This is a genomic window from Labrys sp. F242, from assembly GCF_057813875.1.
On record NZ_JBVASG010000006.1, the window covers coordinates 243442 to 258016 of the forward strand.

Sequence of the window (14575 nt, forward strand, 5' to 3'; positions counted from 1 at the left end):
CCTTGAAGACGGCAGGCGATCAAACGCCAATTTCGACCACATCGGTTGACAAAAACTCATCTGACAATTCATCATCGGCGCATGGCACTCCCCTCACTCAATGGCATGCGCGCTTTCGAGGCCGCCGCGCGTCTCGGCAGCCTCAAGGAAGCGGCGGAAGAGCTGCATCTGACCCCCTCCGCCATCAGCCGCCACATCCGCACCCTCGAGACCACGCTGGGCCAGGAACTGTTCGAGCGCGGGTTTCGCCAGGTCACCCTGACGACGCGGGGGTCCTATTATGCGCGCTGCCTGTCGGAGGCCTTCGAGGCGATCTGGCGGGCCACGGACGATGTCAGCTTTCACGACGGCCCACGCCAGGGCAAGGCGCATCGCGTGCGGGTGCTATGCGTGCCCCCGGTGCTCAATCTGTGGCTGGCCGACCGGCTGCCGGGCTTTCGCCGCGAGCATCCCTCCGTGGATCTGGAGGTGATGACCTCGGGCAAGCGCGCCAATTTCGACTTGGCCATCGTCGACGAGTTCGACTACAAGGCCGGTCCCGCCTTGACGCTGCTGATCCCGCTGGTGCTGACGCCGGTTTGCGCCCCGTCACTGCTGGAGGGCCCGCTGCCGCTGCGCTCGCCGGCGGATCTCATTCATCATCATCTGATACACGAATGCGAAACCACGCGATGGATGCGCTGGTTCGAGCAGGAAGGCGTGGCCTACAGCCCGCCTAAATCCGGCACCATCATGGATGATTGCACGCTGATCATGCGTGAAACCATCAACGGCGTCGGCATTGCCCTTGCCGACACCATGATGGCGCAGGATTTGCTGGAGCAGGGCCGGCTGGTCGCCCCGTTCCCCGCCCGCCATGTCTATCCGGCCGGCATCTATCTCTTTCGGCGCCGCAGCGTGGGCAACAAGCAGGGCGCCAGCCTGTTTCAGGACTGGCTGCTGGCCGAGGTCGCCGAGCACAAGCGGGCGATGGCGATCGCCTGAATCATATCAAATCGCCATGGACCTCATCTGCAGGACAATGGCGCGTGCCTCACGGCCGTTCTGGGCTGCAAGGCATGCCGGTCCTTCTGCGCTCAGCAACGCCGTATCGCGTGTCGCCAGTTGGAGGGGGGCTTGCGTGACGGGCTTCAGGCTCCATGTCCCGCTGGCAGCGAAGACGATGACGAGATCGTCGGGCGGTATTTCATAGTCGCTAGGGGCGGCCAGCACCTTCTGCGCGACGTGGCGCCAGCGCTGGCGGCTGGCCATGACGTTGAAGACCCGCACGGGCCCTTTGACCGGCCTGCCGATGGGGGCAAGGCCGGTATCGAAGCGGAATGGCGCCAAGGGCAGGAGCCGATGCCTGGAGTGCCCGAAGTCGAGCTCCAATTCCTCGCCCTCGATCAGGGTGATCACCCGCTCCGCACCGGGAAAGCTCGAGAAGGCGCCGTCCTCGATGATCGGAGCGCTGCTGATCCTCACCTCGAAATCGTCGCGCGAGCCGGCTGGCGGCGAAAGATAGATCTCGTCGGTTTCCCCGCGCCCGTTCTTCCAGGGCAATGTCGCATAGGTGGTGCGGGCAAGGTGTTCGACGGCCATGACGGTCCAGTTTCGTTGGGGCAGGGATTTCGGTGGCGGCCGGCGCCAGTCAGGCCAGCCGATCGAGGAAGCGGAGGAGGCCCGGTGCCAGCGCCGCGCCTCGATCCGAGGCGATCGCTCCATCGGCGGCCAGATGAAGACGCCGGATGCCGCTGTCGGTTCTGCACAGATAGAAGCCGGCGGGCGGCCGGCAGAGCAGGGGGGAAAGGGTAAGCTGGGAGCCTGATGGGACGATTTCGGCCAGCCAGGGCGTGCCGAGCAGGGCATTGGCCGCCCGGAGGTCGCCAGCCCGTAGGAAGGCGCGAACCTGGCTGGACGAGCAGCGCTGGGCATTGGCCGAGACTTCCGGGACGCAGGTCACGCCGAAGCCGAGGGACCTGCCGAGATGGGTGAGCAGGTCGGCATCGCCGGCTCGCGACCGGCCGAAGCGGAAGTCGTCGCCTGCAACGACGTGGCTGATGCCGAGAGCCTGCTTGAGGATCCTGTGGGCAAATTCCGCCGGTGTCAGCGAGGCGAAGGCTGCATCGAAGGTCGGCGAGAAGACGTAGTCGAGCCCCAGGGCGCCAAAGCGACGGGCCTTCGTCGCAGGGGTGGTCAGGCGAAAGGGAGAATCCGCCGCGCAGAAGAAACTGCGCGGATGGGGCTCGCAGGACATCACGGCGATCGGCAGGTCCCCGCCGGCAATGATCTCGGCGGCATCGAGCAAGGCCTGGTGGCCGCGATGGAAGCCGTCGAAATTGCCGAGCAGCAGCACGGCGCCGCGGTCGGGGTCTCCAGCGGGCAGGCAATCGGCGACGTGGCGCAAGCCGCCGTGGCCTGCCGGCTGCCATTGCTCATGCTGGATAGGCTGTGTCCATGTCATTGGGCAAATTCCCGGAAGCGGCCCTGCTTCGACGCTCGAAGGTTAGCGATCCGCCGCAAAGACGGGAATTCGCATTTTCCGAAACGCTGCTTTGGGAAAACCGTGGCATGCCGACGGGGCAAGGCCGCTGCTTGGACGGAGTCTCCTTGATGAGATGGGTTATCATGCTATATAGATAACCATGATAATTCGGATTTGGAGCTGACGACATGACGACCGCCCAGGCACTCAAGGCATTGTCGGGGATCACCACCATCACGGGGACCCCGGAAGAGGTGCGCGACGGCCTCGGCCATCTCGGCGCCAAGGGGACGCAGGTCATCGCCGTGACGCTGGACCAGGTCAGTTCTCCGGCGGTGAAGGTGCTCGCCCATACGTTCGAGAGCATCGCCCCGCTCGTTGGCGCAATCATGGCCCGGCGCGAGAAGGCCGCCCTCCAGTCGATCATCGAGGCCCTGGTGCCCCAGGTGCCGTTGCCCCAGCATATGCTGGCCGAGGCCAGGATGACGGCCGAGGCGCGCAAGGCCGTGCTGGAAGATGGCGAATGGCTCACTGCTGCCCAAGTTGCGGAGGTGGCGGGGTTCAGCGCGACCAATCCCAGTGCCCAGCCTAACAAGTGGAAGAAGGACGGGCAGATCTTCGCCATCCGCCATCAGGGTATCGACTATTTCCCCGGCTACGGCCTGGACCCCTCGACCGGCTATCGGCCGGCCAGGCCGCTGGGCGAGGTGCTGAAGATCTTCGGCCAGGCCAAGGATGGCTGGGGGGCGGCCTATTGGTTCGGCTCCGACAACAGCTATCTGGGCGGGGAGCGTCCCCAGGACCTGCTGCTGAGGGAGCCCGACCGGGTCATCGCGGCGGCCCGCGACGAAATGGAGGGCGTGCTGCATGGCTAGGGGCGCGCTGAGGCTTGCCAAGGCACGCCCGCTGACACCCGCACCGCCATCACAGCTTGCCGCCAAGACGACACTGATGACCTGGCCCAAGGGCCAGGTCATCCACCGGATTCACGTCAACAGATATGGGCCGGCCCAGTTCAATCCCGGCCTTGCCGGCAATGCCCGCTTCAGCCCGATCAAGAACGAGGAGGGTGCGCCGATCCCCACCCTTTATGGCGGCACCTCCTTCGACTGCGCCGCCATGGAGACCGTCTTCCACGACGTTCCCTTCACCGCGCGCCTGAAGACGCTCGACAAGGCCAGGCTTGCCGGCCAGGTGCATTCCCGGCTCGAGCCACGGCAGGATCTCCTGCTCGTCGATCTCAGCGCGACGGCCTTGCGCCGCCTCGGGGTACGCCGGACCCAGCTCATCGATACGGAAAAGGACCGCTATCCCGGCACGCGTGCCTGGGCCGCGGCCTTCCATGCGGCTCTTCCCGAGGCGCAGGGCCTGTGCTGGATTTCCCGGCAGGACGACCGCGCCCTCGCCCTCGTCCTGTTCGGCGATCGCCTTCCCGACGATGTCCTGGCTCCAGTGGGTGGGCAGCGTGTCCTTCTCGGCTCGGGCGAAGCCCTCACCGAGCTGACAGGGCTGGCCGACCGCATCGGCGTGAAGCTGGTCGCAGGCAAGGCCTGACGGCGGAGACGAGGGTCTTCCAGAAACAGGGGGTATCGCGTCCACCGGGAGCGGGGGAACTGCACTCCCGATGGACGCGAGAGCGGCTACCAGATGGTGTAGCCGCAATCGACGACGACGACGGCACCCGTCATGGCACTCGCGGCGTCGCTGGCCAGGAACAGGATGGCCGAAGCGATCTCGTCGGCGCGCGCCACGCGCTTCATCGGCGTCATCTCCATCCACACCGGGAACAGATCCGGCTTGTCGAAGCCGCCGCGCGACATCGGCGTGTCGACATAGGTCGGCGCCACGGCATTGACGCGTACGCCGTGGGGCGCCCATTCGCCGGCCAGCGATTTGGTCATGTGGTGCACGCCGGCCTTGGCGGCATTGTAGTGGACTTGGCGCTGGGGCTTGTTGGAGATGAGGCCGGACATCGAGCCCAGCGTAACGATGGAGCCCTTGCCACGCTGCAGCATCGCCCGCCCGAATTCGCGGCAACTCCAGTAGCAGCCGTTGAGGTCGACATCGATCACCTTGCGCCAGACCTCGTCGGTCATGTCCTCGCCGCCGGTATCTGGCCAGGCGATGCCGGCATTGGCGATCAGGATGTCGACGCCGCCATGGCGTTCATTGGCCTCGCGCGCGGCCCTGCCGACAGCATCGGCATCGGTGACGTCGAGCTCGACGGCATCGACGGTCCAGCCCTTGGCGGTCAGCGCCTCCCGGCCACTGGCGAGCACGGCCGGGTCGAGATCAGAGATCACCACCTTGGCGCCGGCCTCCAGCAAGGCCTCGGCGCTGGCGAGCCCAATGCCGCGGCCGCCGCCGGTGATGAAGGCCGACTGGCCGGATAGGTCGAATTTCTTCAAATACATCGCTGCAATATCCTCCAGACGAGAGAAGGGGCGATTTCTTCCAATCGACCTTCTCGCGAACTCTTTGTTTCGACGTGTTTTTCCTGATCGAGAAATCTATCGACTTCTCGATCAGGAAAATACTTGAGTGGTAGCGCCGTCACTTGACGGCGCCGAAGGTGAGACCTCGGACGAGCTGGCGCTGCGTGAGCCAGCCGAAGATCAGGATGGGGCCGATCGCCATCAGCGAAGCGGCGGAAAGCTTGGCCCAGAACAGGCCCTCGGGGCTCGAGAAGCGGGCGATGAAGGCGGTGAGCGGCGTGGCCTGCGTCACCGTGAGGTTGATGCTCCAGAACGCCTCGTTCCAGGACAGGATGATGGCCAGCAGCGCCGTGGAGGCGATGCCGGGCATGGTCATTGGCAGCAGCATCCACACGAATTGCTTGAGAGGGCCGGCGCCGTCCATGCGCGCCGCTTCCAGGATCTCCTTGGGCACGTCGCGAAAGAAGGTGAAGAGCATCCATACGACGATCGGCAGGTTGATCAGCGTGTAGAGGCCGGTCAGCCCCGCGAGCGAGTCCAGCAATCCCGCCCACTGAAACAGGAGATAGATCGGCACGAGCACGCCCACCGCCGGCATCATCTTGGTGGACAGCATCCACATCATCAGATCCTTGGCGCGGGGGCCCGGGAAGAAGGCGAGGGCGTAGGCCGCCGGCAGGCCGATGAGGATGCCGAGCACTGTCGAGCCGACCGAGATGATCACGCTGTTGGCGAAGAAGTGGAGATAGTCGGCGCTCTCCAGGATCTCCTCGAAATTGTGCAGGCTCGGCTGGAAGAACAGGATCGGGGGCGTGGCGATGGCCTGTTGCTCGGTCTTGAAGGCGGTGAGTATCATCCACAGGATGGGAAAGAACAGCACCAGAGTGAACAGCCAGCACAGCACGCTGACGATGACGCGACGGGTGAGTGTGACGGCCATCGATCAATCCTCCAGCGTGCGCGAAATCGTGCGCATGAGGAAAATGGCGACGAGGTTGGCGAGAACCACGGCGAGCATGCCGCCGGCCGAGGCGCCGCCGATGTCGGAATCGAGAAGGGCGGTCTTGTAGATCAGATAGGGCAGGGTGGTGGAGGCGTCACCCGGGCCGCCGGCGGTGGTGACCAGGATCTCGGCGAAGATCGAGAGCAGGAAGATGGTCTCGATCATCACCACGATGGTGATGGCCCGGTAGAGATGCGGCAGCATGATATGCGCAAACAGCCGCAGCCCGTTGGCGCCGTCCATGCGGGCGGCCTCGATCTGCTCGCGGTCGAGCGATTGCAGCGAGGTCAGCAGGATCAGGAGGGCGAACGGGATCCATTGCCAGGCCACGATGATGATCACCGATAGCAATGGATAGTCGCTGAACCAGTCGATGACCGGCAGGCCCAGGGAACGTGAGATCCAAGCGAACAACCCGTTCACCGGATGCATCAGCAGATTCTTCCACACCAGGGCGCCGACCGTGGGCATGATGAAGAAGGGCGCGATGCACAAAAGGCGCGCCAGTCCGCGGCCGAATACCGGCTGATCAAGCAGGATGGCGCCGAGGACGCCGACCACCACCGTAATCGCCAGCACGCTCACCACCAGGATGACGGTGTTGAGGATGGCATTCGTCAGCCCCGGATCCTCGAGCAGATAGCGGTAATTGTCGAGGCCTGCAAAACCGGACTGGTCGAGATAGTTCAGATTATAGCGCTGGAACGACAGATAGACCGTCAGTGCCAGCGGCACGATCATCCAGAAGAACAGCAACAGGACGGATGGCGCCAGCAGGGGACGCGTATCGACGCCGACGCCGCGGTGGCGAGCGAACAGGGCGACGGCCATGGAGCTCCTTTCGGATCGATCCTGGCGCGTTTGGCGATCCGGTCTGTGGTCCGGAAACGCAATAACGCGACGAAACTGGGCGGTGGGACGGGCAAAAGCCCTTGCTCGCCCGCCTTTCTCCGGGGATTAGCGACGCGATCCCGATTGAGGCAGGATCGGGATCGCGCCGCCGAAGATGCGTTCCGGGAGAGAAAACGCATCTTGAGGGATTGCCGGGCGGTTCGCCCGGCAAGCTTGTTTCGGCCTATTTCTTCGGATAGCCGGCCTGGCGCATGGCGCGCTGGGTCAGCGACTGGGCCGCCGCCAGGCCCTGGTCGACCGTCTTCTTGCCGGCGATCACGGCGGCGAACTCCTGGCCGACCGCGGTGCCGATGCTCTGGAACTCGGGAATGCCGACGAAGGAGATGCCGCGATAGGGCACCTTCTCCTGGGTGGCGTCCGTCATGTTGGCGGTCTGGATGGTGTCCAGCGTCAGCTTGGCGAAGGGGGCGGCCTTGATGTAATCGGCATTGTCATAGGTCGATTGGCGCGTGCCGGGCGGCACGGTGACGATGCCCGAATAATCGGCGACCAGCTTGATGTAGTCGGGCGAAGTGGCCCAGTAGATGAACTTCTTGGCCGCATCGGGTGCTTTGGAGGAAGCCGGCACCGCCAGCGCCCAGGACCACAGATAGTGGTTGCCCTTGTTGAACTTGCCATAGGGCGGGTGGGCATAGCCGAGCTTACCGACAACGCTGCTCTGCTTGGGATCGTTGAGGAAGCCGGCCGAGACGGTGGCGTCGACCCACATGCCGCATTTGCCGCTGGCGAACAAAGCAAGATTCTCATTGTAGCCATTGGAGGCGGCGCCCGGCGGGCCATATTTCTTCAAAAGATCGACATAGGCAGTCAGGCCTTCCTTCCAGGCCGGCGTATCGAATTGAGGCTTCCACTCCATGTCGAACCAGCGTGCGCCATAGGAATTGGCGACCGGCGTGATCTGGCCGATATTCTCGCCCCAGCCGGGCTTGCCGCGCAGGCAGATGCCATAGACGCCGTGATCGGGATCATGGATCTTGGCGGCAAAGCCATCGATATCCTTCCAGGTCGGCTGCTCGGGCATGGTCAGGCCGGCCTTGTCGAACAGATCCTTGCGATAGAAGGTCATCTGGCTTTCGGCATAGAAGGGCAAGGCGTAGAGTTTGCCGTCATAGGACAGACCGTCGCGTACCGATTTGAGCACGTCGTCGAGTTTGTAGTCGGCGGGCACGGCATCGAACGCCGTCAGCCAGTTGCGCTCGCCCCACATTGGCGCTTCGAACAGGCCGATGGTCATGACGTCATACTGGCCGCCCTTGGTGGCGATATCGGTGGTCAGGCGCTGGCGCAGGGTGTTTTCTTCCAGCACCACCCAATTCAGCTTGATGTCGGGATTCTTGGCTTCGAAATCCTTCGACAGCTTCTGCATCACCACCATGTCGTTGTTGTTGACGGTGGCGATGGTGAGCTTGGTTTCGGCCTGCGCCGGCAGGCCGGCGATGAACGCCGCCACCGCGCCAAGGCACAGTGTCTTGAGAGCTCGCATGGTTTCCTCCTCCTTCTGGTGTCGTGTTCGACATCTCAATGCGCTGCAAAGTCGATGGTCGGCCCGTCCCTGGCGCGAAGACAAGAGTCCCCGTGTTGCAGCATTGAAAAAATGCGCAAGCTTCATCCAAATTCGGGCAAGACAGGCGAGTTTTGGCAGCGATTGCTAGCGGGCCAGGCTATTTTCCTCCGGGTGTTGGTATTTTTCTCTCATATTTTTTCATAACATTCCAAAAGTTATCATGGAGATTGTTTAAGTCAACAACGAAGCTGCCGGCAGCGGGCGCGATCTGCTGTCATCCAGAGGGGGCTGGATTTCCAGGCGCATGGCGGCGGGTGACTACTCCTTTCCACGGGGTTTCGCACAGCCTTGACGAGGAGCGGTTTGCCTCCCGGCTTCAGAGCGGCGATGCTAGGAGAGATCGTTTTGTGAAAGGACCGCGCCTGTGGCGCGGAAGGGGAGATGATGTCCGGTTCCGACGACGGTGCTCTCGTCATGGATTTGTTGAGGGTACTAGCCGTCTTCGCTCTCGTCGCCGCCAACGGGTTTTTCGTGGCGGCCGAATTCTCGCTCGTCGCGGTTCGCCGCAGCAGGGTGGCCGAACTTGCCGCGGCGGGGCGGACGAATGCCCGGCCGCTGTTGCGCGCCATCGACAATCTCGACGCCAATCTGGCGGCAACCCAGCTCGGCATCACCATCTCGTCCCTGGCCCTGGGCTGGATCGGCGAGCCGGCACTTGCCCACCTCATCGAACCGCTGCTCGGCTGGCTGCCTGGTGGGATCGCCACCGTCGGCGCGCACGCCATTGCCGTCGCCATCGCCTTCGTGATCATTACGGCTCTCCACATCGTCCTGGGCGAGCTCGCGCCCAAGAGCCTGGCCCTGCAGCGTAGCGAGGGAACCGCGCTATGGATCATCAGGCCGCTGGGATTGTTCCTGTTCCTGCTGCGTCCGGCCATCCTCATGCTGAACGGCCTCGGCAATTTGGTGCTGCGGGCGTGTGGATTGCAGCCCGGTTCCGGAGAGGAATCGCTGCATTCGCCAGAGGAACTCAAATTGCTGGTCCGGGCCAGCCAGGATGCCGGCATCCTGCAGGATGCCCAGGAGGAGGTGATGGTGCGCGTGCTCAGCATCGGCGGGCGCCGCATCAGCGATATCATGACCCCACGGCGCGAGATCGACTGGGTCGATATCGACGACGATCCCAAGGAGACTCTGCGCATCATCCGCGAATGTCGTCACGACCATCTCCTGGTGGGGCGCGGCAATATCGACGAGCCGCTTGGCATGATCGTCAAGCAGGACCTGCTCGACCGGGTACTGGATGGCGAGAGGCTCGATCCGCTTGCCGCCATCCGCCAGCCGATCATCGTGCATGAGGCCATGCCGATCTTCCGGGTGCTCGACCAGTTCAAGCGGACCCCGATCAGGCTTGCCCTCATCGTCGACGAATATGGTGGCCTCGAAGGCATCGTCACCCAGACGGACCTGCTCGAGGCGATGGCGGGCGACATGCCCGAGGTCGAGGGGGAAGAGCCCGATATCGTCGAGCGTCAGGACGGCTCCCTGCTGATCGACGGCATGATGCCGGCCTATGCCGCATTCGACCGGCTGCAACTGCATACGCGGCCGCAGGACCGCGACTTCCACACCATTGCCGGCTTTGCGCTCTCGCAGCTCGGCCACCTGCCGGATGTCGGCGAGCAGTTCGATTATGGCGGCTGGGTGTTCGAGATCATCGACATGGACGACCGCCGCATCGACAAGCTCCTGGCGCGCCCGGTGGACAGGGCCGAGCCGTGAGGGTGGAATACACATAACTCAGATCGCGACGATTAAGGCGCGACTTGCCTTCTCCACGGAGTGATGCAGCACATTACGGGCAATCAGCCGGAATGACGGCCTTCGTGCCGAGCGACTTCAGTTCGTCGATCGAAGCGATGCCCATTAGCGCCAGCGTGATCGAGACTTCCCGGGTGAGGATGTCGATCACGTCGGCGACCCCGGCCTGACCCGCGGCGGCGAGGCCATAGGTATAGGCCCGGCCCAGCATGACACCGTCGGCGCCGAGCCCGATGGCCTTGATGATGTCGGCGCCGCGGCGAATGCCGCCATCGAGCATCAGGCAGAAGTCGGGACCAACAGCCCGGCGGATGGCGGGCAGGGCCGCGATGGTACTCGATGCGCCGTCGAGCTGGCGTCCGCCATGGTTGGAGATCACCACGCCGTCCAGGCCGATCGCCTTGGCCCGCTCAGCATCCTCGGGGGCGAGAACGCCCTTGACGACCAGCCTGCCCTGCCAACGCTCGCGCAGCCAGGCCATGTCCTTCCACGACACCGTCTTGTCGATGTGACGCGAGAGATTGGCGGCCTGTTCGAGCGCGCCGCGCCCAAATTCGCGCCGGTGCTCGATCGCCCGGACGCTGGGCATGCCGCCCGCGGCCACGTCGAGAAGCCAGCCCGGCTTGCGGGCGAGGCCAAGGAAAAGCCCCGGCGTCACCCGCGTCAGCGAACGGAAGCCGTTGCGGACGTCGCGTTCCCGGATGCTGGTGATCGCGGTGTCGACGGTCACGAACAGCGTGTCGGCGCCGGCGGCGCGGGCTCCTTCCAGGAACTCCTCACAAAGCGAGCGGTCGTCGAGCATATAGAGCTGGAAGTGGAGCACGCCCTTGCTCGCTCGCCTGACATCGGCGAGCGAGGCGATGGAGAAGTTGGAAAGGCAGAGCGCGATCCCCGCCTCATGCGCCGCCAGGGCCGCCTTCTCCTCGCCTTTGCCGGCATAAAGGCCGAGGAAGCCGACCGGCCCCAGCATGAAGGGCAGGGGATAGCGCATGCCGAGATAATGCGTGGAGAGGTCCTGCTCATGCGGCTCCACCAGTACGTTCTGGCGAAGCGTCAGCCGGGCAAAATCGTCGCGATTGGCCCGAAGCGTATCCTCCTCGAAGGATCCGCCATCGATATAGTCGAAGAAGATCTTCGGGAGGCGGCGGCGGGCCGCCTCCCGATAGTCGTGCACGTTCACCAATTGCATGGAATTACGCCGTGATGGGATCGAGGGTGTCGAGGAACAGCGAGCAGGCGTTCAGTCATGAACACGCTTTGCTCCTGTATGAAGGTAACGGCTGCCCAGCGAATAGCGGCTGCCGACATAGGTGAAGGTGTTCACGGTCGCGACAACCGGCCCCGAGAAGGTCTTGCGGTGCAGCACGAGGCAGCTGTCGCCGGGGCGGATATGGAGCAGGCGCGCGGTTTCCTCCCCCGCCGGCAAGGCGCTGATCAGATGCTCCACCTCGGTGAGCGGCGTCGATTGCTGCAGATATTCGTAGGTCGCCGCAACCGTGTAGTCCTGGTCGAGATAGCCGCTGACCAGATCGGTGTTGACGTAGCGCTCCTCGAGCTGCACCGGCACGCCGTTCTCGAAATGGATGACGATCGAGTGGTCGACCGGCTTGATCGCCTCGAATTCGAAGGCGATCATCAGTTCGGGCGTGGGCTGCGATATGCGTTCGAGCGTGACGACCTCGGCGCGATGGCGGCTGCCGCGCGCCTTGATCTCGGTGGCGATATTGCTGATCTCGATGAGCGTCGATTGCGGTTTAGGCGGCGCCACGAAGGTGCCGACTCCAGGAATGCGGCGCAAATGCCCCTGCACCGTCAGCTCGCGCAAGGCCCGGTGCACGGTCATGCGCGAGACGCCGAGAGCTGCGACGAGGTCGTGCTCCGAAGGCAGCCGCGCATGGCGCCCCCATTTGCCGCTGGTGATGTTGCCGAGGACGAAGTCCTTGACCTTCTCGTAGAGGGGAGAGGCGGAGTCGGAAAGAACGTCCATGGTCCTGTCTCCTGCTTGGGGGTGTCGAGAAAGCCTGTCGGGTCATGCAATCGGGAAAATAAGGCCTGCTAATCCGTGAACTGGACGATGGTTTTCAGTTTCGCGCTTGGACCGGCCAGCAAACGCTCATAGGCCGCCGGGATCTCGTCCAGGGCTGGCAGGACTTCGCAGAGTTGTTCCAGCGCCCCTTGCAACTGACCCAGCAGCGAGGTGGCCTGCACAAGCTCGTCGTCGGCGAAGGCGTGGCAGCCGATCAAGGCGATCTCGCGTTCGACCAGCTGGGTGGGGTCGAGGTCCAGCCTGCCGTGGCCGATGCCGACCAGGCAGAGAGCCCCCGCGCCGGAGAGGAGGCCGAGCGTCGTGGCGATTGCCCCGGCATGTCCCGTCGCATCGATGGCATGACGCAGTCGCCGCTCCCCAAGCGCAGCGGCGATGTCGTCGGCCGCCAGGTCGACCCGCCTGCCTCCGCTCAGGGCGGACACCAAGTCGGCGCGCGCGGCGTTGGATTCGCTGAGCAGAATGGGGCCATCGTGCAGATGGGCGAGCAGCAGGGCGCACAATCCCCCGATCGTGCCGCAGCCGACCACGAGGACCGGCTCGCCGCGCGATGCGGCGAGGCGCCGTACCGCGTGCAGCGCCACTGCCAGCGGCTCGGCCATGGCGGCGATCCGCGGCGGCAGCGAAGGCGCATGCGGCACGAGCAACCGGGCCGGCAATTGCACGGCATCCGCAAAGCCCCCGTCGCAGGCCTCGCCGACGAAGCCGAGATTCTCGCAGACATTGTGGCGTCCGTCGACACAAGCGGGGCAGTTGCCACACCAGAATCTCGAATCTGCGACGACGACATCACCGACCGCAAACCCGCTCACACCCTCACCGATCGCCGTCACACGGCCGCAGAACTCGTGGCCTGCAACCGAGGGGCGGCGGGTGATCCATTGGCCGGTCCGATAATTGTGCAGGTCCGAGCCGCAGATGCCGGCGGCCCTGACTGCGAGATTGACATGGCCGGGCGGCGGCGAAGAGGGGGCTTCCACCGCCTCGACGCGCAGGTCCCTGACATCGTACAGCCGGACGGCCTTCATCGCTCAGCCGCCCTTCTTCTTCAGATAGGCCTCGCGGATCGGCGAGACGGCATTGGCATGGGAGGAAAAGCCCTCATAGAGCGCCAGCTTGTGGGAGTGGCGGGCGAATTCGGCATAGGCCGGCGCGGTGACATAGCCGATCGAAGAACGCTTGACGAAATCGGTCACCGAAAGCGGACCGTAGGTGCGGGCCCAGCGGCTGGTCGGGAGTACGGCATTCGGCCCGAGCGAGAAATTGGCGATGCTGACCGGCGTGTGCGTCCCCATCAGGATCTCGGCGGCCTCGGTGATGTGGCCGAGATGGATGAAGGGCTCCTCGGACAGGATTTCCAGGTGCTCGGGCGCATAGTCATTGACGAACTGGTAGCTCTCCTCGATCGAGGAGGTCAGCACCACGCCGCCGGTGCTGCCCGTCAGCACGGCCTTGGAGAAGGTGACGCGCTGCTCGGTCATGCGGGCCCAATGCTCGGGCAGCGCGGCGAGCGCCTCTTCGGCAACCCGGCGGCTATGGGTGACCAGATAGGCCGAGGAATCCGGCCCGTGCTCGGCCTCGATCAGCAAATCGAGTGCGGCGAGGCCGCCATGCACGGTGTCATCGGCTAGGATCATCACCTCGGAGGGACCGGCCGGCAGGCCGGTATCGATGACGCCCGACAATAGGCGCTTGGCGGCAACGACCCAGGGGCTGCCGGGGCCGACGATCTTGAGGGCCGGCTTGACGGTCTCGGTGCCATAGGCGACGGCCGCGACCGCCTGTGCGCCGCCGACCTTGTAGACGGTCTCCACTCCCGCGAGCCTCGCGGCGACCAGCGTGGCCGCATCGACCGAGCCGTCGGGCGCCGGCGGCGTGACGATGGCAAGGTTGGGAACGCCGGCGACCACGGCCGGAACCGAGGTCATCATGGTCACGGATGGGAAGGAACCCTTGCCGCGCGGCACATAGAGGGCGACCGACTGGATCGGGGTGAAGCGGTCGCCGGCATAGGCGCCCGGCCGGATTTCCTTCAGCCACATGGCCTCGGGCTTCTGCTCCTCATGGAAGCGGCGGATATTGTCGATGCCGAAGGTGATCGCCTGGATGACGTCGCCATCGACCTGCTTGAAGGCGGCATCGAATTCGGCCGGCATGACCTTGAGGTTGGCCTCGCTCACCTCGGCCCTGTCCAGTTCCCGGCCGAAGCGGGCCAGCGCGGCATCGCCCTCGGTCCTGACCGCCTCGAGGATCGGCGCGACCTTCTCGATGAATTTGGAAATGTCCGTTTCCGAACGGCGCAACAGGGCGGCCTTCTCCTCCGCGCTGAGGCTGGCATAGTCGTAGAAGCGGGCTGAGGTCATCGTTCTGTCCTGGATACGCGGCCGCTGGC

General features: G+C 64.5%; 14 protein-coding genes. 4 read left to right on the top strand and 10 right to left on the bottom strand.

Translation table 11 applies throughout. The annotated features are described in order from the left end of the window. Nucleotides 1-81: 81 nt before the first annotated feature. Nucleotides 82-984, top strand: coding sequence for a LysR substrate-binding domain-containing protein (locus tag ACZYTC_RS29420; protein WP_441771598.1), 903 nt, complete (start codon nt 82-84; stop codon nt 982-984). A 6-nt stretch (nt 985-990) separates the two neighbouring features. Here the strand turns inward: ACZYTC_RS29420 and ACZYTC_RS29425 are convergent, their stop codons facing one another. Further along, on the bottom strand, nt 991-1581 hold the full coding sequence (locus ACZYTC_RS29425; RefSeq protein ID WP_488991207.1) for a HutD/Ves family protein: 591 nt from the start codon (nt 1579-1581) through the stop codon (nt 991-993). Nucleotides 1582-1630: 49 nt separating this feature from the next. Continuing rightward, nucleotides 1631-2443 carry a hypothetical protein gene (locus tag ACZYTC_RS29430; protein ID WP_454816947.1) on the bottom strand — a complete coding sequence of 271 codons (813 nt, stop codon included), beginning with the start codon at nt 2441-2443 and terminating at the stop codon, nt 1631-1633. Nucleotides 2444-2652: 209 nt separating this feature from the next. Here ACZYTC_RS29430 and ACZYTC_RS29435 point away from each other — a divergent pair, with 209 nt between their 5' ends. Together ACZYTC_RS29435 and ACZYTC_RS29440 are read left to right on the top strand one after the other, a co-directional pair. Beyond that, the gene (locus ACZYTC_RS29435) at nt 2653-3339 is read left to right on the top strand and encodes a hypothetical protein (RefSeq protein WP_488991208.1); all 687 of its coding nucleotides are present in this window, start codon (nt 2653-2655) and stop codon (nt 3337-3339) included. Beyond that, on the top strand, nt 3332-4018 hold the full coding sequence (locus tag ACZYTC_RS29440) for an RES family NAD+ phosphorylase (protein WP_488991209.1): 687 nt from the start codon (nt 3332-3334) through the stop codon (nt 4016-4018). Before ACZYTC_RS29435 ends, ACZYTC_RS29440 begins: the two co-directional genes overlap by 8 nt. Nucleotides 4019-4104: 86 nt before the next feature. Here ACZYTC_RS29440 and ACZYTC_RS29445 read toward each other — a convergent pair whose 3' ends face one another. The 4 genes from ACZYTC_RS29445 to ACZYTC_RS29460 all read right to left on the bottom strand — a co-directional run bounded on the left by ACZYTC_RS29445 (nt 4105) and on the right by ACZYTC_RS29460 (nt 8297). Beyond that, on the bottom strand, nt 4105-4878 hold the full coding sequence (locus ACZYTC_RS29445) for an SDR family NAD(P)-dependent oxidoreductase (protein ID WP_434959974.1): 774 nt from the start codon (nt 4876-4878) through the stop codon (nt 4105-4107). 139 nt (nt 4879-5017) lie between these two features. Next, nucleotides 5018-5839, bottom strand: coding sequence for a carbohydrate ABC transporter permease (locus tag ACZYTC_RS29450; protein ID WP_488991210.1), 822 nt, complete (start codon nt 5837-5839; stop codon nt 5018-5020). A gap of 3 nt (nt 5840-5842) precedes the next feature. Next, complete coding sequence (locus ACZYTC_RS29455) at nt 5843-6733, bottom strand: carbohydrate ABC transporter permease (protein WP_488991211.1); 891 nt, start codon at nt 6731-6733, stop codon at nt 5843-5845. Between the two features lie 244 nt (nt 6734-6977). Further along, nucleotides 6978-8297: an ABC transporter substrate-binding protein gene (locus ACZYTC_RS29460; RefSeq protein ID WP_434959977.1), complete on the bottom strand. Its 1320-nt coding sequence runs from the start codon at nt 8295-8297 to the stop codon at nt 6978-6980. A 465-nt stretch (nt 8298-8762) separates the two neighbouring features. Here ACZYTC_RS29460 and ACZYTC_RS29465 point away from each other — a divergent pair, with 465 nt between their 5' ends. Then, on the top strand, nt 8763-10100 hold the full coding sequence (locus tag ACZYTC_RS29465; RefSeq protein ID WP_488991281.1) for a hemolysin family protein: 1338 nt from the start codon (nt 8763-8765) through the stop codon (nt 10098-10100). A 73-nt stretch (nt 10101-10173) separates the two neighbouring features. Here ACZYTC_RS29465 and ACZYTC_RS29470 read toward each other — a convergent pair whose 3' ends face one another. The 4 genes from ACZYTC_RS29470 to hisD form a co-directional block, all read right to left on the bottom strand. Continuing rightward, nucleotides 10174-11328: an alpha-hydroxy acid oxidase gene (locus ACZYTC_RS29470; protein WP_488991212.1), complete on the bottom strand. Its 1155-nt coding sequence runs from the start codon at nt 11326-11328 to the stop codon at nt 10174-10176. 51 nt (nt 11329-11379) lie between these two features. After that, nucleotides 11380-12126: a histidine utilization transcriptional repressor HutC gene (hutC, locus tag ACZYTC_RS29475; protein ID WP_488991213.1), complete on the bottom strand. Its 747-nt coding sequence runs from the start codon at nt 12124-12126 to the stop codon at nt 11380-11382. 68 nt (nt 12127-12194) lie between these two features. Continuing rightward, entirely contained in the window at nt 12195-13211 is a 1017-nt protein-coding gene (locus ACZYTC_RS29480) for a zinc-dependent alcohol dehydrogenase (protein ID WP_488991214.1), read from the bottom strand. A 3-nt stretch (nt 13212-13214) separates the two neighbouring features. Beyond that, nucleotides 13215-14546: a histidinol dehydrogenase gene (hisD, locus tag ACZYTC_RS29485; protein WP_434959981.1), complete on the bottom strand. Its 1332-nt coding sequence runs from the start codon at nt 14544-14546 to the stop codon at nt 13215-13217. Nucleotides 14547-14575 lie beyond the last annotated feature (29 nt).